Source organism: Brevundimonas vesicularis, assembly GCF_027105095.1.
Taxonomy (GTDB): Bacteria; Pseudomonadota; Alphaproteobacteria; order Caulobacterales; family Caulobacteraceae; genus Brevundimonas; species Brevundimonas vesicularis_E.
In genome coordinates, this window is sequence record NZ_CP114278.1 from 2183747 (window position 1) to 2203422 (window position 19676).

At 65.5% G+C, this 19676-nt stretch carries 30 protein-coding genes; 4 read left to right on the forward strand and 26 right to left on the reverse strand.

Annotated elements, in window-relative coordinates:
* Positions 1–26 precede the first annotated feature (26 nt).
* Together O2K97_RS10855 and O2K97_RS10860 are read left to right on the forward strand one after the other, a co-directional pair.
* Positions 27–1427 carry a M48 family metalloprotease gene (locus O2K97_RS10855; protein ID WP_269219276.1) on the forward strand — a complete coding sequence of 467 codons (1401 nt, stop codon included), beginning with the start codon at positions 27–29 and terminating at the stop codon, positions 1425–1427.
* 25 nt (positions 1428–1452) lie between these two features.
* On the forward strand, positions 1453–2232 hold the full coding sequence (locus O2K97_RS10860; protein ID WP_269219277.1) for a thioredoxin domain-containing protein: 780 nt from the start codon (positions 1453–1455) through the stop codon (positions 2230–2232).
* Positions 2233–2251: 19 nt separating this feature from the next.
* Here O2K97_RS10860 and O2K97_RS10865 read toward each other — a convergent pair whose 3' ends face one another.
* The gene (locus O2K97_RS10865) at positions 2252–3973 is read right to left on the reverse strand and encodes a hypothetical protein (protein ID WP_269219278.1); all 1722 of its coding nucleotides are present in this window, start codon (positions 3971–3973) and stop codon (positions 2252–2254) included.
* 156 nt (positions 3974–4129) lie between these two features.
* Here O2K97_RS10865 and O2K97_RS10870 point away from each other — a divergent pair, with 156 nt between their 5' ends.
* Both O2K97_RS10870 and O2K97_RS10875 read left to right on the forward strand, forming a co-directional pair.
* Positions 4130–5041 (forward strand): ABC transporter ATP-binding protein, encoded by a 912-nt coding sequence (locus O2K97_RS10870; protein WP_269219279.1) that lies wholly within the window; start codon positions 4130–4132, stop codon positions 5039–5041.
* Positions 5031–5888: an ABC transporter permease subunit gene (locus O2K97_RS10875; RefSeq protein WP_269219280.1), complete on the forward strand. Its 858-nt coding sequence runs from the start codon at positions 5031–5033 to the stop codon at positions 5886–5888. Before O2K97_RS10870 ends, O2K97_RS10875 begins: the two co-directional genes overlap by 11 nt.
* Here O2K97_RS10875 and O2K97_RS10880 read toward each other — a convergent pair.
* The 25 genes from O2K97_RS10880 to rpsS form a co-directional block, all read right to left on the reverse strand.
* The gene (locus O2K97_RS10880; protein ID WP_269219281.1) at positions 5860–6777 is read right to left on the reverse strand and encodes a LysR substrate-binding domain-containing protein; all 918 of its coding nucleotides are present in this window, start codon (positions 6775–6777) and stop codon (positions 5860–5862) included. The two genes, O2K97_RS10875 and O2K97_RS10880, sit on opposite strands and share 29 nt — an antisense overlap.
* 189 nt (positions 6778–6966) lie before the next feature.
* Positions 6967–7425 (reverse strand): GNAT family N-acetyltransferase, encoded by a 459-nt coding sequence (locus O2K97_RS10885; RefSeq protein WP_269219282.1) that lies wholly within the window; start codon positions 7423–7425, stop codon positions 6967–6969.
* 89 nt (positions 7426–7514) lie between these two features.
* Positions 7515–7934 (reverse strand): 50S ribosomal protein L17, encoded by a 420-nt coding sequence (gene rplQ / locus O2K97_RS10890; RefSeq protein WP_055804627.1) that lies wholly within the window; start codon positions 7932–7934, stop codon positions 7515–7517.
* Between the two features lie 104 nt (positions 7935–8038).
* A complete protein-coding gene (locus O2K97_RS10895) occupies positions 8039–9058 on the reverse strand; it encodes a DNA-directed RNA polymerase subunit alpha (RefSeq protein ID WP_017506040.1) in 1020 nt (339 codons plus the stop codon).
* A gap of 93 nt (positions 9059–9151) precedes the next feature.
* Positions 9152–9541 (reverse strand): 30S ribosomal protein S11, encoded by a 390-nt coding sequence (gene rpsK / locus O2K97_RS10900; RefSeq protein WP_013268944.1) that lies wholly within the window; start codon positions 9539–9541, stop codon positions 9152–9154.
* Between the two features lie 9 nt (positions 9542–9550).
* Entirely contained in the window at positions 9551–9919 is a 369-nt protein-coding gene (gene rpsM, locus O2K97_RS10905; RefSeq protein ID WP_026108555.1) for a 30S ribosomal protein S13, read from the reverse strand.
* 138 nt (positions 9920–10057) lie between these two features.
* Entirely contained in the window at positions 10058–10789 is a 732-nt protein-coding gene (locus O2K97_RS10910) for an energy transducer TonB (protein WP_269219283.1), read from the reverse strand.
* A gap of 27 nt (positions 10790–10816) precedes the next feature.
* Entirely contained in the window at positions 10817–11377 is a 561-nt protein-coding gene (locus O2K97_RS10915; protein WP_269219284.1) for an adenylate kinase, read from the reverse strand.
* Positions 11378–11414: 37 nt separating this feature from the next.
* On the reverse strand, positions 11415–12794 hold the full coding sequence (gene secY / locus O2K97_RS10920) for a preprotein translocase subunit SecY (RefSeq protein WP_017506043.1): 1380 nt from the start codon (positions 12792–12794) through the stop codon (positions 11415–11417).
* Positions 12795–12922: 128 nt separating this feature from the next.
* Positions 12923–13516 carry a 50S ribosomal protein L15 gene (gene rplO, locus O2K97_RS10925; protein WP_017506044.1) on the reverse strand — a complete coding sequence of 198 codons (594 nt, stop codon included), beginning with the start codon at positions 13514–13516 and terminating at the stop codon, positions 12923–12925.
* A 142-nt stretch (positions 13517–13658) separates the two neighbouring features.
* Positions 13659–13847, reverse strand: a complete 189-nt coding sequence (gene rpmD, locus O2K97_RS10930; protein ID WP_055753396.1) for a 50S ribosomal protein L30 — start codon at positions 13845–13847, stop codon at positions 13659–13661.
* 3 nt (positions 13848–13850) lie between these two features.
* On the reverse strand, positions 13851–14459 hold the full coding sequence (gene rpsE / locus O2K97_RS10935) for a 30S ribosomal protein S5 (RefSeq protein ID WP_055753395.1): 609 nt from the start codon (positions 14457–14459) through the stop codon (positions 13851–13853).
* 12 nt (positions 14460–14471) lie between these two features.
* Positions 14472–14828, reverse strand: a complete 357-nt coding sequence (gene rplR, locus O2K97_RS10940) for a 50S ribosomal protein L18 (RefSeq protein ID WP_008259637.1) — start codon at positions 14826–14828, stop codon at positions 14472–14474.
* Positions 14829–14831: 3 nt separating this feature from the next.
* The gene (gene rplF / locus O2K97_RS10945) at positions 14832–15365 is read right to left on the reverse strand and encodes a 50S ribosomal protein L6 (RefSeq protein WP_184277821.1); all 534 of its coding nucleotides are present in this window, start codon (positions 15363–15365) and stop codon (positions 14832–14834) included.
* Between the two features lies 1 nt (position 15366).
* A complete protein-coding gene (gene rpsH / locus O2K97_RS10950) occupies positions 15367–15765 on the reverse strand; it encodes a 30S ribosomal protein S8 (protein ID WP_008262310.1) in 399 nt (132 codons plus the stop codon).
* Positions 15766–15780: 15 nt separating this feature from the next.
* Entirely contained in the window at positions 15781–16086 is a 306-nt protein-coding gene (rpsN, locus tag O2K97_RS10955) for a 30S ribosomal protein S14 (protein WP_055753393.1), read from the reverse strand.
* A gap of 19 nt (positions 16087–16105) precedes the next feature.
* Positions 16106–16666, reverse strand: coding sequence for a 50S ribosomal protein L5 (gene rplE, locus O2K97_RS10960; protein WP_017506049.1), 561 nt, complete (start codon positions 16664–16666; stop codon positions 16106–16108).
* Entirely contained in the window at positions 16666–16974 is a 309-nt protein-coding gene (gene rplX, locus O2K97_RS10965; protein ID WP_039248554.1) for a 50S ribosomal protein L24, read from the reverse strand. Before rplX ends, rplE begins: the two co-directional genes overlap by 1 nt.
* Position 16975: 1 nt before the next feature.
* Positions 16976–17344 (reverse strand): 50S ribosomal protein L14, encoded by a 369-nt coding sequence (rplN, locus tag O2K97_RS10970; protein WP_003164378.1) that lies wholly within the window; start codon positions 17342–17344, stop codon positions 16976–16978.
* Between the two features lie 18 nt (positions 17345–17362).
* A complete protein-coding gene (gene rpsQ / locus O2K97_RS10975) occupies positions 17363–17605 on the reverse strand; it encodes a 30S ribosomal protein S17 (protein ID WP_017506051.1) in 243 nt (80 codons plus the stop codon).
* 10 nt (positions 17606–17615) lie between these two features.
* The gene (rpmC, locus tag O2K97_RS10980; RefSeq protein WP_008263673.1) at positions 17616–17813 is read right to left on the reverse strand and encodes a 50S ribosomal protein L29; all 198 of its coding nucleotides are present in this window, start codon (positions 17811–17813) and stop codon (positions 17616–17618) included.
* Positions 17813–18253, reverse strand: a complete 441-nt coding sequence (rplP, locus tag O2K97_RS10985) for a 50S ribosomal protein L16 (protein ID WP_017506052.1) — start codon at positions 18251–18253, stop codon at positions 17813–17815. Before rplP ends, rpmC begins: the two co-directional genes overlap by 1 nt.
* A 3-nt stretch (positions 18254–18256) precedes the next feature.
* The gene (rpsC, locus tag O2K97_RS10990; protein WP_017506053.1) at positions 18257–19012 is read right to left on the reverse strand and encodes a 30S ribosomal protein S3; all 756 of its coding nucleotides are present in this window, start codon (positions 19010–19012) and stop codon (positions 18257–18259) included.
* Complete coding sequence (gene rplV, locus O2K97_RS10995; RefSeq protein ID WP_017506054.1) at positions 19012–19392, reverse strand: 50S ribosomal protein L22; 381 nt, start codon at positions 19390–19392, stop codon at positions 19012–19014. Before rplV ends, rpsC begins: the two co-directional genes overlap by 1 nt.
* 3 nt (positions 19393–19395) lie before the next feature.
* The gene (gene rpsS / locus O2K97_RS11000) at positions 19396–19674 is read right to left on the reverse strand and encodes a 30S ribosomal protein S19 (RefSeq protein WP_017506055.1); all 279 of its coding nucleotides are present in this window, start codon (positions 19672–19674) and stop codon (positions 19396–19398) included.
* Between the last annotated feature and the right edge of the window lie 2 nt (positions 19675–19676).

The following is a 19676-nucleotide window of genomic DNA, read 5'->3' on the forward strand; positions in this document are numbered from 1 at the left end:
GGGCCGGTTGTTGTTGGAGTAGAGCCATGAGGTGGCTTCCCCGATCTGCATCCCGCGTTCTGGCGGCGGCGGCGACGGCCTTGATGGCTGTTTCCGTCGCCGGCCAGGCCTCCGCGCAAAGCCTGATCCGCGACACCGAGGTCGAGGGCATCGTGCGCGAATGGGCCGACCCGGTCTTCGTGGCCATGGGGCTGAACCCGAACGACATCGAAGTTCTGCTGGTCAACGACAACGACCTGAACGCCTTTGCGACACGCGGGCGGATCATGGGCGTCAACACCGGCCTGATCCTGCGCACAAAGACCCCCGGCGAACTGCTGGGCGTGATGGCGCACGAGGCGGGCCACATCAAGAACCGCCACACCCTGCGCGACGGGGCCGAGAACGCCGGCAAACAGCCGATGTTCATGACCATGGCGCTGGGCGCCCTGGCCATCGCCGCCGGCGCGCCGGACGCAGGCGTGGCCCTACTGGGCTCCAGCCAGTATTTCGGCGCTCTCGGCGCGCTGCATTACATGCAGAGCCAGGAAGGCGAGGCCGACATCTCGGGCGCGCGGGCGCTGGAGGCGGCCGGTGAATCCGGCGCCGGGCTGGTGTCCTTCTTCGAGAACTTCCGCTCGCAGGAGGTCTTCTCCGACGCTCGCCGCTATCCCTATTTCCGCAGCCACCCCCTGTCGTCGAACCGGATCGAGAGCCTGCGCCGCTATGTGCAGGAACAGCCGCACTACGACCATCGCGACAGCCCCGAACGTATGGCGCAGCACGCGCTGATCCTGGCCAAGATCCACGCCTTCATGGATGCGCCGAACGCCACCCTGCGCGACTATCCGTCGACCGACACCTCCCTGCCAGGCCGCTATGCGCGGGCTATCGCCTGGTATCGCGACGGCCAGACGGACAAGGCGCTGACGGCGGTGGACGCGCTGATCGCCGGCGACATGAACAACCCCTATTTCCAGGAACTGAAGGGCCAGATCCTGTTCGAGGAAGGCCGCCCGGCCGAGGCCGTCGCCGCCCACCGCGAGGTGGTCCGCCTGAAGCCCGACGCCCCCCTGCTGCGCGTTAACCTGGCGCACGCCCTGATCGAGACCAACGACAGGGCTAATCTGGACGAGGCCATCGACCAGCTGAAACACGCCGTCGTCGCCGAGAAGGACAACACCATGGCCTGGCGCCTGCTGGCCCAGGCCTATGCCTCGCAGGGCAAGGAAGGCGAAGCGCGCCTGGCTTCGGCGGAATACTATTTCGCCGGCGGGGACGAGAAACAGGCCACCCAGTTCGCCCTGCGCGCCCGCTCCATGCTGGATCCCGGCTCGATCGAATGGCGCCGCGCCGTCGATATCGTCCTGGCCTCGGGCGCCACGCCCGACGATCTCAACGACCTGGACCGCCGTGACGCCGCGCGCCGGCCCGCCACCCTCAACTGACCCTTACCGCCGACTGCGAGCCTGAATGACCGACGACGCCCCCACGCCTGCGCCCGAACCCAAGACCGCCAAGCCAGGATGGCTCAGCGGCGGCCGCGCCGGCTATTTGGCCCTGGGCCTGTCGGTCATCGCGCTGGGCTTTTCAGCCGCGCCCTATCTGACCGGCGGATCGAACGTGCGTGCGTATCTGCTGGAGCATCCCGAGGTCTTGCAGGAGGCGCAGATGGCGCTCCAGACCAAGGACGCCGAGGCCGCCGTCGAGGAGACGAACCAGGCCGCCGCCGCCAACGCCGGCCTCCTGGCGCCCGACGCCCGCGACCCGGCCTTCGGTCCGGCGAACGCCAAGGTCACGGTGATCGAGTTCTTCGACTTCCGCTGCCCCGGCTGCAAGGCCGTGGCCCACGACTATCGCGCCCTGATGGCCGCCCACCCGGAAGTCCGCTTCGTCTTCAAGGACTGGCCCATCCTGGACCGCGGCGACGACATCACCTCGCAATACGCCGCCCGCGCCGCCCTGGCTGCGCACCAGCAGGGCAAGTATCTGGAGGTCTATGACGCCCTGATGACCGAGCGAGCGCTGTCGATCGAAGCGGTCGACGCCATCCTGGCCGCGCACGGCGTGGACATGGCCCGCGCCAAGGCCGCGATCGCCGCGCCCGACACCACCCGCCACATCGCCGACATCCATACCACGGCCGCCGCCCTGCGCCTGCGCGGCACGCCGACCTTCTTCGTCAACGGCAAGGCCAGCCCCGGCATCGATCCGGCCGAGATCGGCAAACTGATCGAAGCGGCGAAGCGCTGACCAACCTGCGGCCGAGGCGTCAGGCCTCGGCCAAACTCATCTGTCCGCCGATCCATTCGACGCCAGCATGGCGCAGGGCGTCATTGGCCGCCGTTTCGTCGCCCAGCGCCTGTTCGGCGCGGTAGAGGACGTAGTAGCTGTAGGGGTCCTTCGGCCAATCCTTCAGCAGTTCGAAGATCTTGGCCTTGCCCCCCGCCGCATCGCCGGACGCCAGCATGGCGGCGGCCAGGCTGCGACGCGTCGGATACCAGATCATCGGCGGATCGCCGCCCTCGGGCGCCATGGCCTGGATCGCCGCCGCCCGCCCATAGGCGGCGATGGCGGCGGGATAGTCCTGATCAATCATGGCCGCGCGGCCTTCCAGCACCTTCTGGAACAGTTCGGCGAAACCGGCCTGACGATCCGCCATCGGGCCCTTGAACGCCTTGTCCGCCAGCAGGGCGGCGATGGCCTGGGCCTCGACCCGAACGGCCGCCGCATCGCCGCGCCGCGCCGCCGCCTCACCCCGTGCATAGCGCCAGCCGACACGCATGAGTGGACGGCCTGCGTCCGGTTCGGTCAGCGCCGCGACCTGGGCGTCCGATCCGAACCGGCCGTAGAGCGCATAGGCGTCGGCCGCCATCACCTGACGATAGACGACATAGCCGTCCTCGCCCGCCTCGGGCGGTCCCGCCAGCTGCGGATACGTCGCCATATACCAGTCGGCCAGCACCAGCCCTCGCTCGGCCCCGCCCGCCATCAGGGCGCCGCCCATGCCGAAATGGATGTTGTGGGCATGCAGCCGCATGCCGCGAATGCCGCCCGGCGGGCCGACCAGTTGGTCGTAGCTCTTGTCCAGCGCCACGGCCTTGACGTTGGACATCATCGCGTCCTTGTAGCGCCCGACTCGATAGAAGGTGTGCGACGGCATGTGCACCAGATGGCTGGCGCCCGGCGCCAGCAGAGCCAGCCGCTCACCATAGGCCAGCGCCCGGTGCGGATCGTCCGACCATTCGGTCAGGTGGATATACAGATGAATGGCGCCCGGATCGTTCGGCTTGACCGTCAGGGCGTGCTCCAGGGTCGCCATGGCGCGGGTGACGGCCGGATCGGTCGCCTTGCCGTCCTTGTCCCACCATTCGCCCTCGGGCTGCAGCATCCAGGCGTCGGCGGTGATCGACGCGACCGACACCTCGTCGGCGTGACGCTTTGCGATCCGGTCCATGGCGCGGGCGTAACGCAGGGCGCGGATCTTCTCCTTGCCGGAATAGCGCTGGATCAGGGCGTCGATCATCTGGCGCTGCATCGGCGTGGCGTCGCGGGCCAGACGCCGCGCGTCACGGGCGACGCTCAGGCCGGTGGCGATGGATTCGGGATCGCCGCCGCCGCCATTCAGGTTTGGCCCGATCGCCCAGGCCTCGCCCCAGGCGCACATGCCGCACGACGGGTCCAGTTGCCTCGCCTTCCTGAAGGCCCGCACCGATTCCGAATGTTCGAACGCCCAGCGCAGTCGCACGCCGTGGTCGAACCAGGCCTGGGCGTCGGGGTTCTGCGTATCGACCGCGAAACCTTCGTCGCCAAAGCCTGGGGCCATGACCATGCCCCGTGTCGGCTGGACATCGCCGACGGCACCGGCCCGGCCGCAGACCTGCGGATTGGTGATCAGGGCCAAGGTCGCCGCCGTCGCCGTGGCGTCGGCGACCGCCACGGGTGCAATCAGACAGGCGATCGAAACCGTCGCGACCCACAGACTCTTACGCATCCCCGCCTCCCCTTTGGCGACCAGTGTGCGCTCAAAAACGCCTAGCGCCAAATGCAGGTCGCGCAGGCGGCGGCGATCCCAACCATTGCCTAAACTTAATGGACGACGACCACGCAACGGGTTGTGCGACCGGCGTTCACTCGCCAAGCTTGGCGTATGGAAACCGTCATCGACATTCGCGGCCTGACCAAGACCTACGGGACGGTAAAGGCCTTGGACGGGCTGACCTTGTCGATCCCGCGCGGCGGGGTCTACGGCATTCTGGGTCCCAATGGTGCGGGCAAATCGACGCTGTTTCGCACACTGTTGGGTCTGATTCGTCCGACCGAGGGCGAGGCCACGGTGATGGGCGGTCGGATCGGCGATCCGGCCTCGATGCGGCGCATGGGCTCGATGATCGAGACCCCGCGCTTTCCGCCGTTCATGACCGCCCGCCAGGTGCTGGAATGGCTGGCCCGCGCCCATGGCGGCGTGTCCTCGGCCGAGATCGCTGACTGGCTGCAACGCGTCGGCCTGACCGAGGCGGCCAATCGCCGGGTGAAGGGCTTTTCGGTTGGCATGCTGCAACGCCTGGGCGTCGCCGCCGCCCTGATGACCAAGCCGGATCTGGTCATCCTGGATGAACCGACCAGCGGCATGGATCCGCCCGGCATCCAGGAGATGCGCGCCCTGATCCGCAGCCTGGCCGACCACGACGGCGTGACGGTCATCCTGGCCAGCCACCAGTTGCAGGAGGTCCAGCGCGTCTGCGACCGCGTCGCCATCTTCAACAAGGGCAAGGTGATCACCGAGGGCCGCGTCTCCGACCTGACCGCCTCGGGCGAGCGTCTGCGCCTGTCGGTCACGCCGTTGGCGAAGGCCATGTCCGTGCTGGGCGAGCGCGCGACGCTGGAGGGCGATGCACTTGTGGCCGCCGTGCCGCGTAGCGAAGCCGCCGCCGCCATCAAGGCTCTGGTCGAGGGCGGAGTCGATATCGAAGAGGCCCGCTGGATCGGCGCGGACCTGGAAGACGTCTTCATGAGCGAAACCGGCTGGACCGGCGTGCAGGAGCAAAACCGTGCTGGCTGACGCGATCCGTTCCGAAACCTACCGCCTGTCCAAGAACCGCACCGCCCTGTTCTGGAGCGTGCTGTTCATCCCGATCATGGGCGTGATCCTGGCCACCCTGGGCTTTGTCGTCGCCAAGGCGAATGAGGGCAAGCTGGCGGGCAAGCTGCCGCCAGACATGATGAAGGGCGGCCCGCTCGATCTGGGGATGGCCTTGGTCAAGAGCGCCAGCGACTTCGCCAACCCCGCCATCCTGATGTTCGTCCTGATCGGCGCGGCGACCATCTATGCCGGCGACTATCGTTGGGAGACCTGGCGGCTGATCAGCGCTCGCAACACCCGGCCGAACCTGCTGACCGGCAAGGTCGCGGTCGTGGGTCTGGTGATCGTGCTGGCGACCATCGCCGCCCTGATCTCCGACGTGATCGCCAGTGTGATCCAGGCGGCGGTGTTCGGCCGCCCCCTCACCTTCTCGATGACCGGCGCAGCGGCGGCGGACTTCGGCCTGCTGACCCTGACCTCCTGGGCGCGCATCCTGCAGTTCACCATGCTCGGCCTATTGGCCGCCGTGGTCACGCGGTCGCTGCTGGCCGCCCTGTTCGCGCCGTTGGTGATCGGCGTGGCCCAGTTCTTCCTGCCCCAATTGCTGCTGCCGATGGGCGTGACGCCAGACGGCTGGCTTCTGCCCCTGCTGTCGCCGGGCATGGCCACCGACCTGTTGAAGGCCGCCATCGAGGGCGGCGCATCGGCGGCGCAACTGCCCGATCAGGCCGTGCTCAAGGGCGTCCTCAGCCTGGCCCTCTGGATCGGCGTCGCCTTCGCCGCCGCCGTCGCCTGGTTCAACCGCCAGGACCTGTCGAAGGAATAGGCGGCGACGGACTACGCGCCCCTTCCGCAACCAGCCAGTCGCGGAAGGCGTCCACCGCCGCGTCCTTGCGGCCTTCCGGCCGCAGAAAGACGAACCGGGACGGTCGCTCGACGAAACCGAATGGCGCTGCCAACCGGCCGGCCATCACGTCCGGCGCAACGAAAGCCCAGGGCGCGATCCCCACGCCCAATCCAGCGATCGCCGCCTCCACCAGCGAATGATTGTGCGCGAATTCTCGCTCCATCGCCGCCGGCGGCAGGGTCACGCCGGCCAGTTCAGCCCAGACCGACCACGCCCGACGGAAGGTCGCCGAATTCAGCCGCGGCGCTCCAGTTAAGGCTTCCATCGTCTGCAGCTGAGCCATCATGGATGGCGATCCGACAGGTCCCTGATGTTGAGCCAAAAAGGGTGTCGCTTCGGTTCGCGCATGAACCTGATCCGGCTCCACGATGCGGATGGCGCCGTCGAAGCGGTCGCGCCGATAATCGACCGGCGCATAGGATTCCGACAGCCTCACGCGCACCTCAGGATGCGCCTCCAGAAAGGACGGCAAACGTGGGATCAGCCATTTCAGGGCGAAGGTGCCCAGACAGGAAATCTCGATCTCCCGCACCGCGCCCTGCCGCGCGGCCTCGATCGCATCCGTGATCGCGCCAAACGCTGGCGTCAGGCCCTCGGCCAGCTTTGCCCCAGCCTCCGTCAACGCAAGCGCATGGCGTGGCCCGGTCACCAGAGCCACGCCCAGCGAAGCCTGCAGCGCCGCGATCTGACGGCTGACCGCCCCGTGGGTGACACACAACTCGGCTGCTGCGCGGGTCATGCTGCCGTGCCGAGCGAAGACCTCGAAGGTTCGCAGCGCATTCAGCGGCGGCGGAACGCGACCTGACATGTGACCTCCCCTCACAGACCGTCACCCGCTTAATCGATTTCGCAGTCGTCGCCTATCGGCTTCAAGCTTGGCGATGCCGCATCCGAACCCACCGCCCAAACCGCCCCGCCGCTCGCTTCAGGATCAGATCGCCTACGGCCTGTGCATTCTGCTCATATGGGGCGTGGCGATCGCCGCTTTCTGGGACGGCTAAAGCCGCTTCTCCATGAAGACGTCAGCGCGCGCATAGGGCGTGGGCCGTGGCGGCAGGTGGACGAAGCCGGCGCTTTCATACAAGGCGATCGCGGGCTTCAGGGTGCTGTTGGTTTCTAGATAGAGTCGGGCGGCGCCCGCTTTCCGAGCCGCCTCTTCGCAGGCCTCGAGCAGGCGTCGCGCCAGCCTCAGGCCGCGCGCGGCGGGCGTGACGGTCATCTTGCAGACCTCCACCCCGTCATCGGTCGGGACCATGGCGCAGCAGCCCACGGCCTCCCCATCCTTCTCCGCGATAAAGATGCGCCCGCCCTTGGTCAGGAAGACGCCGTGCGGATCATCGATCGCCAGCCGATCCTTGTCTTCGATGGCGAAGCCGCCCTCGATCAGCCAGGCGGTGTTCAACTGCGCCCAGACGGCGGCGTGATCGGAACGGAAATCGACGATGGCGACGGTCATTCACCCCTCATGTCCGGTGTGCACGCAAAGCAAAAGGGCGGTCGGATCGCTCCGACCGCCCTTCCGGCGTTTGGTCAAACGACCAAATCTTAGTCTTCGTCGTTGCCTTCGAAGGCCAGGACCGGACCAGAGTCCTTGCCCTTGGCTTCGACGTCGCGATCGACGAACTCGATGACGGCCATCGGGGCGTTGTCGCCGTGGCGGAAGCCGGCCTTCATGATGCGGATATAGCCGCCGTTACGCTCGCTGTAGCGCGGGCCAAGCGTTTCGAACAACTTGCCGACTTGCGGCACGTCGCGAACCTGGCTGATGGCCTGACGACGCGCGTGCAGGTCGCCCTTTTTGGCGAGGGTAACCAGCTTCTCGACGAAGGGACGCAGTTCCTTCGCCTTGGGCAGGGTCGTGGTGATCTGCTCGTGCTTGATCAGCGAGGCAGCCATGTTGGCGAACATGGCGGTGCGGTGGCTGCTCGTGCGACCGAGTTTACGATGGGCGGCGCCGTGGCGCATCTGGGTCTCTCCTACTCCGGAACCGGTATCCTCAATCGGACCTGGAACCGTAATCTTCTAACCGCCCCGACATTCTCCCGAAGGAGACGGGCGGAGGGTTGAACTTAGATCTGGTCGTCGAACTTCTTGGCCAGATCTTCGATGTTTTCGGGCGGCCAGTTCGGCACGTCCATGCCGAGGCTGAGGCCCATCGTCGTGAGAACTTCCTTGATCTCGTTCAACGACTTGCGGCCGAAGTTCGGGGTGCGAAGCATTTCGCCCTCGGTCTTCTGGATCAGGTCGCCGATGTAGACGATGTTGTCGTTCTTCAGGCAGTTGGCCGAACGAACCGACAGCTCCAGCTCGTCCACCTTCTTCAGCAGCGCCGGGTTGAAGGGCAGGTCGGGCTTGCCGTCCGACTGCTCGACAGCCTTCTTGGGTTCTTCGAAGGTGATGAAGATCTGGAGCTGGTCCTGCAGGATGCGCGCGGCGTAAGCCACGGCGTCAACCGGCGTGACCGCACCGTTGGTTTCGACTTCCAGCAGCAGCTTGTCGTAGTCCAGCGACTGGCCCTGACGGGTCGGCTCGACGCGGTAGGCCACCTTCTTGACCGGCGAATACAGGGCGTCGACGGCGATCAGGCCGATCGGCGCATCTTCCGGACGGTTCAGCTCGGCGGCGACATAGCCCTTGCCGTTCTGGACGGTCAGTTCCATGCGCACCGATGCGCCGTCGTCCAGCGTGCAGATGACGTGGTCGGGGTTCAGAACCTCGATGTCCGCCGGCACGTCGATCTGGCCGGCCGTCACCGGACCGGGACCCGTAGCGCGCAGGGTCATGCGCTTGGGGCCTTCGGCGTGCATACGCAGCGCCAGTTGCTTGATGTTCAGGACGATATCGACCACGTCTTCGCGCACGCCTTCCAGCGACGAGAATTCATGAACGACGCCGTCGATCTGGATGGCCGTGACGGCTGCGCCTTGCAGCGAGGACAGCAGAACGCGACGGAGCGCGTTGCCGAGCGTCACGCCGAAGCCACGCTCGAGGGGTTCGGCCACCAGGCGCGCCTTGCGCTGGGCGTCGGAACCGATCTCGATCTGCGGCTTCTCGGGACGGATCAGCTCTTGCCAGTTTCTTTCGATCATTTTGTCCCTCGAACGGGTTTCGCCTGCTCCGGCCTTGTCGACGAGGCCATGATGGAGCGGACGGAGATTGGGGGTGCCTTAGAACGCTATCGCTTAGACGCGACGACGCTTGGGCGGACGGCAACCATTGTGCGGCATCGGCGTGACGTCGCGGATCGTCGTGATCGTCAGACCGACCGACTGCAGCGCGCGCAGGGCCGATTCACGGCCGGAGCCCGGACCCGAAACGTTCACTTCCAGCGTCTTCACGCCGTGTTCCTGGGCCTTCTTGCCAGCGTCTTCCGCAGCCATCTGAGCGGCGTAAGGGGTCGACTTACGCGAACCCTTGAAGCCCATGTGACCCGCCGAAGACCACGAGATCGCGTTGCCCTGGGCATCGGTGATCGTGATCATGGTGTTGTTGAACGAAGCATTCACGTGGGCGACGCCCGAAGTGATGTTCTTGCGCTCGCGCTTCTTTACGCGACCCGGTTCCTTGGCCATGTGTCTGTCTTACTTCTTCTTGCCGGCGATCGGCTTGGCGGGACCCTTGCGGGTGCGGGCGTTCGTGTGGGTGCGCTGGCCGCGGACCGGCAGGCCCTTGCGGTGACGCAGGCCGCGATAGCAGGCCAGATCCATCAGACGCTTGATGTTCATCGACGTCTCGCGGCGCAGGTCGCCCTCGACGGTGTGATCCTTGTCGATCGTTTCGCGGATCGACAGGACTTCGGCGTCCGTCAGCTGGTTCACCCGGCGGGCGGGCTCGATGCCCACCTTCTCGGTGATGTCCTTGGCGGCGGCGGGGCCGATGCCATGGATATACTGAAGCGCGATCTCTACGCGCTTGTTGGTCGGGATGTTGACGCCAGCAATACGGGCCACGAAATTCTCCAGATACGCGTTAGTCAGACGCAACAAACGCTCCGGTTAACAAACCAGGAGCGTGGCGCCCTTCGCGGGAAGGCGCCCTTATACAGATGATTCACCGGGCGTCAACATCCGCTCCCGCGCGGCGCCGCTTCAGCGTGGCGGGCGGCCAAAATCGACGCCGACGGTGACCCGCTGGCCCTCGACCGGTCGACCGTCTTCGGTCGGCGGCTGGAAGCGGAAATAGCCGGACACCTGCAAGCCGGCCGCGCCGAAGCCCAAACCGGGGGGCGTCTCTTGAACGACGCGGCAACCGTCCAGCCGGCTGTCCAAACGAATGACGCAGGACAGTTCGACCCGGCCGTAACGGCTGCGGGCGCCCGGCGGGTGGTTGGCGCGGATCTGGCCGATGGTGGGACCGGTGACCAGACGCGGTCCGGTCGAGCCGCTGCCGGGGCCAGATCCAGAGCCGACGCCGGATCCGCTGCCGGTCCCCTGCCCGCCTTGGCCAAAGCCGGGCTGCGGGGATGGGGATGGCGCGACTCCGACGACGGGTGCGGGTTCCGGCGCCTTGACGGGCGGCGCGGGAACTTCGCGGGGGCGTTCCCTAGGCGGAGGCGGCGGCGTGTGAATGACGGATGGCGCAGCGGGCGCGCCGCCACCGGTCTCGGGCGCCGGGGGTTCGTTGGAAATCGGCGGCGGCGGATCGTAGAGCACGACCTCGAACGGCGGCGGCTCGACCACAGGCGTCGGCGCCGGGCCCATCACCTGTCCCAGCCACAGGAACAGGCCGATTTCCGCGGCCGCGACGGCGACGAATATGCCCGCCATGCGCCAGCGACGCAGGCGGGTCTTTTCGGGTTTGGGATCGTCCAACTCGGTCATCAGGCGATCAACGCCCGAAAACGCAAATCAGGCCAGTGCCTCGTCGATCGCTTTGGCGACGGACTCGATCGAGCCCATGCCGTCGGCTTCGGTCAGCTTGCCTTGAGCTTGATAGTAGGGAAGCAGCGGCGCGGTGTTGCGGTTATAGGCCTCGAGCCGGACCTTGAAGGATTCCGGATTGTCGTCCGGACGCCCCTGTTCGGCGAAGCGCTTGGCGATCCGTTCGGTCAGGGCGGCGTCGTCGACCTTCAGGCGGACGACGGCGTCGATTTGAACACCGCGTTTGGCCAACATCTCGTCCAGCGCCTCGGCCTGGGCCACGGTGCGGGGGAAGCCGTCGAAGATGGCGCCGCCGGCGGCCTCGGCCTCCGGCAGGCGATCCTCGATCAGGGCGATGACGATCTCGTCGGTGACCAGATCGCCGCGCGCCAGCACGTCCTTGACCTTGAGCCCCAACTCCGAGCCCGAGGCGATCGCCGCGCGCAGCATGTCGCCGGTGGAGAGCTGGACCATGCCCTTCTCTTCCACCAGCCGCTTGGCCTGGGTGCCCTTGCCCGCCGCCGGCGGTCCGAACAGGATCAAGTTCATGCTTCAGCCCTCCCCTGGGCGTCTGACAACCTAAGACTTAGCGGCGAACGGGCGTGGGAGCGCCGCGACCGCCACGACCACGCAGCTTGGCCTTCTTGATCAAGCCTTCGTACTGGTGCGCCAGCAGTTGGGACTGGATCTGGGCCACAGTGTCCATGGTGACCGAGACGACGATCAAGATAGACGTTCCGCCAAAATACAGGCTGTTGCCGAACTGGCTGACGATGAACTCCGGCAGCAGGCAGACCGCGGTGATATAGGCGGCGCCGATCACGGTCAGGCGGGTCAGGACATAGTCTAGATATTCCGCCGTGCGCTTGCCCGGACGGATGCCCGGAAGGAAGCCGCCATATTTGCGCAGGTTCTCGGCGGTGTCCTCGGGATTGAAGGTGATCGAGGTGTAGAAGAAGCAGAAGAAGACGATCAGGGCGGCATACAGCGCCATGAACAGCGGCTGGCCGTGCGTCAGCTGCGCCGTCACCAGCGGGAGCCAGCTCATCCAGCTAGGCAGGTCGGCGTTGGCCGTCATGGTCGCGACCGTCGTCGGCAGCATCAGCAGCGACGAGGCGAAGATCGGCGGGATCACGCCGGCGGTGTTGACCTTCAGCGGCAGGAACGAACGCTCGCCCCCGGCCATGCGGTTGCCTTCCTGGCGCTTCGGATACTGGATCAGAAGACGGCGCTGAGCGCGTTCCATGAAGACGATGAAGACCACGGTGGCCACAGCCAGGATGGCGATGAACAGCAGGGCGAATGCCGACATCTGGCCTTGCTGGGCCAGGCCCAGCAGGCGGGCGATGGTGGACGGCAGAACGGCCACGATCCCGGCGAAGATGATCAGCGAGATGCCGTTGCCGACGCCGCGCGCCGTCACCTGCTCACCCAGCCACATCAGGAACATGGTGCCGCCGGTCAGGGTCACGACCGTCGAAATTATGAAGAAGATGCCGGGGTTGTCGACCAGGCCGGCCGTGCTGTTCAGGCCCGCCGCGATGCCGAAGGACTGGGCCAGCGCCAAGAACACCGTCAGATAACGGGTGTACTGGTTAAGCTGCTTGCGGCCGCTTTCGCCGCCTTCCTTCTTCAGCTTCTCCCAGGGCGGATACACCGTGCCCATCAGCTGCACGATGATCGAGGCCGAGATGTAGGGCATCACGTTCAGCGCGAAGATGGCCATACGCTCGACCGCGCCGCCCGAGAACATGTTGAACATGTCCAGGATGCCGCGCTGACCGTCCGGGTTCTGGAAGAACTGCAGGAAGGCCTGCGAGTTGATGCCCGGGATCGGCACATAGGTGCCGATGCGATAGACCAGAAGCGCGCCCAGCGTGAACAGCAGGCGTTTATGCAGCTCGGTCGCTTTCGCGAACGAGCCCATATTCATATTGGCGGCGAGTTGTTCTGCGGCCGAAGCCATTATGCGTCCCCACGACTGATTGAGTCGTCAGATAGGCGGAAAGCGGCCCTCATGCGAGGGCCGCTTCCGTTCTTTCGTCGCTGCGATGTGTTCAGGCCACGGCCTAAACGACCGCAGCGACGCGTTGATCAGGCTTTGGCGGCGGTGCGCTTGGTGCGGGCCGAGATCTTGTTCTCGTCGCCGCGCGGCGCCTTGGCGGCCGGAGCCTTGCCCTTGGCGGCGTTGCGCTTCTCGACGCGCGCGGCGGCCTTGGCTTCGGCTTCGATGCGTTGCTCGACGACCGAGCCGCCAGCGGCTTCGATAGCCTTCTTGGCGCCGGCGGTGGCCGACCAGACGACCAGGTTCAGCGCTTGCTTCAGCTCGCCGGTGCCCAGCAGACGCACGCCGTCCTTGACGCGACGGATCACGCCGGCGGCGACCAGAGCGTCGCCCTTCAGTTCGGACTTGGCGTCCAGCTTGCCGGCGTCGACGGCGTCTTGCAGGCGCCACAGGTTCACTTCAGCCAGCTTCAGAGCATTGGCGTTGTTGAAGCCGCGCTTGGGCATACGCATGTACAGCGGCATTTGGCCGCCTTCGAAGCCGCCGATGGCGACGCCCGAACGCGACTTCTGACCCTTGACGCCACGGCCAGCGGTCTTGCCCTTGCCCGAACCGGGGCCACGGCCGACACGCATGCGCTTCTTGTGGGCGCCTTCGTTGTCGCGGATTTCGTTCAGTTTCATGTGCCTGATCCTTTCGGGTGCTAGCGCCCGGACGTTGTCCGGACTCGGCTTGGAAAAAATGAAGGGCCGCTGATAAGCGACCCCTTGGGTATTCGCAAGTGCAGAAACGCCCTCCCCCGGGTTCGGGAGAAGGCGAAACGGCTTACTTCTCGACGATCTCGGTCAGGTGGGCGACCTTGGCGATCATCCCGCGAACCGAAGGCGTGTCTTCCAGGGTCGATTCACGACCCAGGCGGTTCAGGCCCAGGCCCACCAAGGTGGCGCGCTGGTCGTTCTTGCGGCGGATCGGCGAACCGGTCTGCTTGACGGTGAGGGTTTTCTTCTCAGCCATGACTTAGGACTCCACGGCTTCGGGCGCCGAGGCGCCGTCGTTGCGGCGGCCCATCAGATCCGCGACCTTCTTGCCGCGCTTGGACGCGACTTGACGGGGCGAGGACTGGACCTTCAGCGCTTCGAACGTCGCGCGGATCATGTTGTAGGGGTTCGACGAACCGGTCGACTTGCCCACGACGTCCTGGACGCCGAGGGTTTCGAGCACGGCGCGCATCGGACCGCCCGCGATGACGCCAGTCCCGGGAGGGGCGGCGCGCATCATGATCTTGCCGGCGCCCCAACGGCCGTTGCCGTCGTGGTGCAGCGTGCGGTTCTCGCGCAGCGGAACGCGGATCATCGTCTTCTTGGCTTCTTCGGTCGCCTTGCGGATGGCTTCCGGCACTTCGCGCGCCTTGCCGTGACCGAAGCCGACGCGACCCTTGCCGTCGCCGACGACCATCAGGGCTGCGAAGCTGAAGCGACGGCCGCCTTTGACGGTAGCGGCGACGCGGTTGATGTGCACCAGCTTCTCGACGATGTCGGAATCCGGACCATCAGCAGCGGGACCGTTGCGGTTGTCACGACGGTTGCGATCGTTGCCGCCGCCGCCGCGTTGGGGTTGTTGCGCCATCTGTCGCGTCCCTTAGAAGTTCAGGCCGGCTTCACGCGCGGCTTCCGCCAGCGCCTTCACCCGTCCATGATAGATGTACTCGCCACGGTCGAAGACGACGTCCTTGACGCCCTTCTCGATGGCGCGTTCGGCGATCAGCTTGCCGATCGCGGCGGCCGCAGCCGTGTCCGAACCGCGCTTGCCCTTGCCGCCTTCCAGCGACGAGGCAGCCACGACGGTCACGCCCTGGGCGTCGTCGATGATCTGGGCCGAGATGTTCTTGTCCGAACGGTAGACCGACAGACGCAGACGACCGTTGGCGACAGCCTTCAGGCGGCGACGCGTGCGCTCCGAGCGACGCTTGGCTTGTTGTCGAAGAGAAAGAGCCATGACTTACTTCTTCTTGCCTTCCTTGCGACGGACGGTCTCGCCCGCGTAACGGACGCCCTTGCCCTTGTAGGGCTCCGGCGGACGCAGCTTGCGGATGACCGAGGCGATCTGACCGACGGCTTGCTTGTCAGCGCCCGAGATCTTGATCTCGGTCTGCTTCGGCACAGCGAAGCTGACGCCGGCCGGCGGAGCGATATCGACTTCGTGCGAGAAGCCGAGTTGCAGCGAAAGGGCGTCGCCCTTCATCGCGGCGCGGTAACCCACACCGACCAGCTCCAGCGACTTTTCGAAGCCCGTGGTGACGCCGACGACCATGTTGTCGACCAGGGTGCGCGACAGACCCCACATCGCGCGAGCGCGAGGCGTGTCCGAACGCGGCGTCAGCGACAGTTCGTCGCCTTCCTGCTTGACTTCGATCTCGTCGGCGACGGTCCAGGCGCTCTCGCCCTTGGGTCCCTTGACGGTGACGTTCTGGCCGTCGAGCGTGACAGTCACGCCCTTCGGCACGGCGATGGTTTTCTTGCCAATACGGGACATATCAGTAGACCCTGCAGAGGACTTCGCCGCCGACGTTAGCGTCGCGGGCGGAAGCGTCGGACATGACGCCCTTCGAAGTCGAGAGGATCGAGATGCCGAGGCCGTTCTTGACGGGCTTCAGATCGCCGATCGCCGAATAGACGCGGCGGCCCGGCTTGGACACGCGCGCGATCTCGGCGATGACGGGCTGACCGTCGAAGTACTTCAGCTCGATCTCGAACTGCGGAAACTCACCCGGGTTCTGAACCAGGTTGTAGCCGCGGATGTAGCCTTCGTCCTGCAGCACGTCGAGAACGCGCTGGCGCAGACGGGAAGCCGGGGTCAGCACCTTGGAACGCTTGCGGGTCGCCGCGTTCTTGATGCGAGCGATCATGTCGCTCAGGGGATCGTTGATCATCATGTCTGTTCGCTCCCCTTACCAGCTGGACTTCGTCAGGCCGGGAATCTGGCCCAGGTTGCCCAGTTCACGCAGCGCAATCCGGCTCATCTTGAGCTTGCGGTAGAACGCCCGCGGACGACCCGTCACTTCGCAGCGGTTGCGAATGCGGCTCGGCGCGGAGTTGCGCGGCAGTTCGGCCAGCTTCAGGCGCGCGTCGAAGCGCTCCTCCAGCGGCAGGTTTTCGTCGTTGGCGGTCGCCTTGAGGGCGGCCCGCTTCGCGGCATACTTCGCAACCAGGGCCTTAACGGCTTCATTGCGGTTTACGGCGCTTTTCTTAGCCATTGTGCTCTTCCCTTCCCGCTCAGTTCTTCACGAACGGGAACTTGAACTCGGTGAGGAGAGCCTTGGCTTCCTCATCGGTCTTGGCCGTGGTGCAGACGACAATGTCCATGCCCCACATCTGATCGATCTGGTCGTAGTTGATCTCCGGGAACACGATGTGCTCCTTCAGACCCGTGGCGTAGTTGCCGCGACCATCGAAGGACGTGCCCTTCAGACCACGGAAATCCTTCACGCGCGGCAGCGCGATCGTGATGAACCGGTCCAGGAACTCGTACATCTGGTCGCCACGCAGGGTGACCTTGCCGCCGATGACCATGCCTTCGCGCAGCTTGAAGCCGGCGATGGAGTTACGGGCCTTGGTGGCGACGGCCTTCTGACCGGCGATGGCGGTCAGATCCTTGAGGGCGGTGTTCGCCTTCTTGGAGTCTGCGACGGCTTCGCCGATGCCCATGTTCAGGACGATCTTGTCCAGCTTGGGCACCTGCATCTCGTTCGTGTAGCCGAACTTTTCCTTCATCACCTGGCGGATGCGAGCGTGATACTCGTCCTTGAGGCGCGGGGTGTACTTTTCGGTAGCCATCAGATGACGTCTCCCGTCGTCTTGGCGATGCGGACCTTCTTGTCCCCATCGATCTTGAAGCCGACGCGGGTCGCCTTGCCGTTGGCGTCGGCGATCGCGACGTTCGACAGGTGAAGCGAGGCTTCCTTGTTCTTGATGCCGCCCTGCGGGTCAGCCTGGCTCGGGCGCGTGTGGCGCTGAACCATGTTGACGCCTTCGACGAGGACGCGGTTTTCGGTGGGCAGGACCTTCAGCACGTTGCCCGTGCGGCCCTTGTCCTTGCCGGTGAGGACGACGACGCGGTCGCCCTTCTTGATCTTGGCGGCCATGTTACAGGACCTCCGGAGCCAGCGAGATGATCTTCATGTGGTTCTTGGCGCGCAGTTCGCGAGGAACCGGGCCGAAGATCCGCGTGCCGACAGGCTCGTTCTGCTTGTTGACGATGACGGCGGCCGACTTGTCAAAGCGGATGACCGAGCCGTCCTTGCGTTGGATGTCCTTGGCGGTGCGCACGACGATGGCGCGAACGACGTCGCCCTTCTTCACACGGCCGCGCGGGATGGCTTCCTTCACGGAGGCGACGATTGTGTCGCCGATCGAGGCGTAGCGGCGCTTGGAGCCGCCCAACACCTTGATGCACATGACCCGGCGGGCGCCCGAATTATCGGCCACTTCCAGGTTAGTTTGCATCTGGATCATAAGATCAGATCCTTCTGATTACGAGGCGGAGGCGTTGGAAAGGACTTCCCAGCGCTTCAGTTTGGACTTGGGGGCGCACTCGACGATGCGAGCGATGTCGCCGACCTTGAGCGCGTTGGCTTCGTCGTGCGCGTGGTACTTCTTGGACGACCGGACGGTCTTCTTCAGAAGCGGGTGAAGCAGGGTGCGCTCCACCTTCACAACGACAGTCTTCTCGCCCTTGTCGGACACGACCACGCCTTCAAGAATTCGCTTGGGCATATTCGTTTCCTTACGAGGCCGCACGCTTCTCGCGCAGAAGCGTCGAGATGCGAGCGATGTCTTTGCGGACTTCACCAACGCGGTGAGTCTTTTCCATTTGGCCGGTGGCTGCCTGGAAGCGCAGGTTGAACTGTTCCTTCTTGAGCTTCAGCAGCTCGTCGGACAGTTGGTCGGTCGTTTGCGACCGCAGATCGGCGATCTTGGTCATTAGGCGGCAGCCTCCACATGCGCGACGCCGGCGTCGATACGGGTCACGACCTTGGTGCGGACCGGCAGCTTGGCGGCGCCGAGACGGAGTGCTTCGCGGGCGACATCGTCCGGCACGCCGTCGATTTCAAACAGGATACGGCCCGGGTGGCAACGCGCGGCCCAGTGGTCCACGGCGCCCTTGCCCTTACCCATCCGGACTTCAGCCGGCTTGCCCGTGACGGGCAGGTCGGGGAAGACGCGGATCCAGACGCGGCCCTGACGCTTCATCTGGCGAGTGATCGCGCGGCGAGCCGCTTCGATCTGACGCGCGGTGATGCGTTCCGGCTCCAGCGTCTTCAGGCCATACGACCCGAAGTTCAGCGAGAAACCGCCCTTGGCCGAGCCATGGATCCGGCCCTTGAAGGCCTTGCGGTATTTGGTCTTCTTCGGTTGCAACATGACTTAGTTCTCACGTCCCCGGTCGCGACGCGGACCGCGGTCGCCACGGGGGCCGCCGCGTTCGCGGCCTTCGTTCGAGGACGGACCCGAAGCTTCCTGGGCCCAACGCTTGTCCTGCGCCATGGGATCGTGCTCCAGCACTTCACCCTTAAAGACCCAGACCTTCACGCCGATGATGCCGTAGGTCGTCTTGGCTTCGTAGAAACCATAGTCGATGTCGGCGCGCAGCGTGTGAAGCGGCACGCGACCTTCGCGGTACCATTCCATACGTGCGATTTCGGCGCCGCCCAGACGACCCGAGACATTCATACGAATGCCCTTGGCGCCCAGACGCATGGCCGACTGCATCGAACGCTTCATGGCGCGACGGAAGGCCACGCGGCGCTCCAGCTGCTGCGCGATGTTCTCGGCGATCAGCTGCGCATCGGTTTCCGGCTTGCGGACTTCGATGATGTTCAGGTGAACTTCACCCTCAGTGCGCGCCGAGATGTCCTTGCGGAGCTTCTCGATGTCAGCGCCCTTCTTGCCGATCACGACGCCCGGACGGGCGGCGTAGATGGTGATGCGGCACTTCTTGTGCGGGCGCTCGATGATGATGCGCGACACGCCGGCGGCGGCCAGACGTTCCCGCAGCCACTCGCGCAGCTTCAGGTCCTGGTGCAGCAGGCGGGAATAGTCGGCGCCGGCGGCGAACCAGCGGCTGTCCCACGTGCGGTTCACGCCGAGGCGCAGACCGACCGGATTGATTTTCTGTCCCATCAGGCGGCCTCGCCGGCTTCACGGACCACGATGGTGATCTCGCTGAACGGTTTCAGGATGCGCGACGAACGACCGCGAGCACGGCTCGCGAAACGCTTCATCACCAGGTTCTTGCCCACGAAGGCCTCGGCGACGACCAGATTGTCGATGTCGAGGTTGTGGTTGTTCTCGGCGTTCGAGATCGCCGAATACAGCACCTTGCGGACGTCGCCAGCGATGCGCTTACGGCTGAATTCCAGCTCGTTCAGCGCCTTCTGGACCGGCATGCCGCGGATCGAAGCGGCGACCAGGTTCAGCTTTTGCGGGCTGATGCGCACGTTGACCAGCTTGGCGCGGGCCTCGGTCGGGGCGACCCGACGCTCGTTTTTTGTCTGGGCCATCGGTTACTTCCTTTTGGCCTTCTTGTCCGCCGCGTGACCCGGGAAGTTCCGGGTCGGGGCGAACTCGCCGAGCTTCATGCCGACCATCTCTTCCGAGACCGACACGGGCACGTGCTTCTGACCGTTATGGACGCCGAACGTCAGACCGACGAACTGCGGCAGGATGGTGGAGCGGCGCGACCAGGTCTTGATCACGTCCTTGCGGCCCGACGATTGAACGGCGTCGGCCTTCTTGAGCAGATACCCGTCGACAAACGGGCCTTTCCAGGAGGAGCGGGCCATTC

Bases quoted from the DNA above. Each gene is read 5' to 3' on its own strand.
- O2K97_RS10855 (WP_269219276.1), top strand. From the start codon at position 27: ATGAGGTGGCTTCCCCGATCTGCATCCCGCGTTCTGGCGGCGGCGGCG.
- O2K97_RS10860 (WP_269219277.1), top strand. From the start codon at position 1,453: ATGACCGACGACGCCCCCACGCCTGCGCCCGAACCCAAGACCGCCAAG.
- O2K97_RS10865 (WP_269219278.1), bottom strand. From the start codon at position 3,973: ATGCGTAAGAGTCTGTGGGTCGCGACGGTTTCGATCGCCTGTCTGATT.
- O2K97_RS10870 (WP_269219279.1), top strand. From the start codon at position 4,130: ATGGAAACCGTCATCGACATTCGCGGCCTGACCAAGACCTACGGGACG.
- O2K97_RS10880 (WP_269219281.1), bottom strand. From the start codon at position 6,777: ATGTCAGGTCGCGTTCCGCCGCCGCTGAATGCGCTGCGAACCTTCGAG.
- O2K97_RS10885 (WP_269219282.1), bottom strand. From the start codon at position 7,425: ATGACCGTCGCCATCGTCGATTTCCGTTCCGATCACGCCGCCGTCTGG.
- rplQ (WP_055804627.1), bottom strand. From the start codon at position 7,934: ATGCGCCACGGCGCCGCCCATCGTAAACTCGGTCGCACGAGCAGCCAC.
- O2K97_RS10895 (WP_017506040.1), bottom strand. From the start codon at position 9,058: ATGATCGAAAGAAACTGGCAAGAGCTGATCCGTCCCGAGAAGCCGCAG.
- rpsK (WP_013268944.1), bottom strand. From the start codon at position 9,541: ATGGCCAAGGAACCGGGTCGCGTAAAGAAGCGCGAGCGCAAGAACATC.
- O2K97_RS10910 (WP_269219283.1), bottom strand. From the start codon at position 10,789: ATGACCGAGTTGGACGATCCCAAACCCGAAAAGACCCGCCTGCGTCGC.
- O2K97_RS10915 (WP_269219284.1), bottom strand. From the start codon at position 11,377: ATGAACTTGATCCTGTTCGGACCGCCGGCGGCGGGCAAGGGCACCCAG.
- secY (WP_017506043.1), bottom strand. From the start codon at position 12,794: ATGGCTTCGGCCGCAGAACAACTCGCCGCCAATATGAATATGGGCTCG.
- rplO (WP_017506044.1), bottom strand. From the start codon at position 13,516: ATGAAACTGAACGAAATCCGCGACAACGAAGGCGCCCACAAGAAGCGC.
- rpmD (WP_055753396.1), bottom strand. From the start codon at position 13,847: ATGGCTGAGAAGAAAACCCTCACCGTCAAGCAGACCGGTTCGCCGATC.
- rpsE (WP_055753395.1), bottom strand. From the start codon at position 14,459: ATGGCGCAACAACCCCAACGCGGCGGCGGCGGCAACGATCGCAACCGT.
- rplR (WP_008259637.1), bottom strand. From the start codon at position 14,828: ATGGCTCTTTCTCTTCGACAACAAGCCAAGCGTCGCTCGGAGCGCACG.
- rplF (WP_184277821.1), bottom strand. From the start codon at position 15,365: ATGTCCCGTATTGGCAAGAAAACCATCGCCGTGCCGAAGGGCGTGACT.
- rpsH (WP_008262310.1), bottom strand. From the start codon at position 15,765: ATGATGATCAACGATCCCCTGAGCGACATGATCGCTCGCATCAAGAAC.
- rpsN (WP_055753393.1), bottom strand. From the start codon at position 16,086: ATGGCTAAGAAAAGCGCCGTAAACCGCAATGAAGCCGTTAAGGCCCTG.
- rplE (WP_017506049.1), bottom strand. From the start codon at position 16,666: ATGGCTACCGAAAAGTACACCCCGCGCCTCAAGGACGAGTATCACGCT.
- rplX (WP_039248554.1), bottom strand. From the start codon at position 16,974: ATGGCCGCCAAGATCAAGAAGGGCGACCGCGTCGTCGTCCTCACCGGC.
- rplN (WP_003164378.1), bottom strand. From the start codon at position 17,344: ATGATCCAGATGCAAACTAACCTGGAAGTGGCCGATAATTCGGGCGCC.
- rpsQ (WP_017506051.1), bottom strand. From the start codon at position 17,605: ATGCCCAAGCGAATTCTTGAAGGCGTGGTCGTGTCCGACAAGGGCGAG.
- rpmC (WP_008263673.1), bottom strand. From the start codon at position 17,813: ATGACCAAGATCGCCGATCTGCGGTCGCAAACGACCGACCAACTGTCC.
- rplP (WP_017506052.1), bottom strand. From the start codon at position 18,253: ATGTTGCAACCGAAGAAGACCAAATACCGCAAGGCCTTCAAGGGCCGG.
- rpsC (WP_017506053.1), bottom strand. From the start codon at position 19,012: ATGGGACAGAAAATCAATCCGGTCGGTCTGCGCCTCGGCGTGAACCGC.
- rplV (WP_017506054.1), bottom strand. From the start codon at position 19,392: ATGGCCCAGACAAAAAACGAGCGTCGGGTCGCCCCGACCGAGGCCCGC.
- rpsS (WP_017506055.1), bottom strand. From the start codon at position 19,674: ATGGCCCGCTCCTCCTGGAAAGGCCCGTTTGTCGACGGGTATCTGCTC.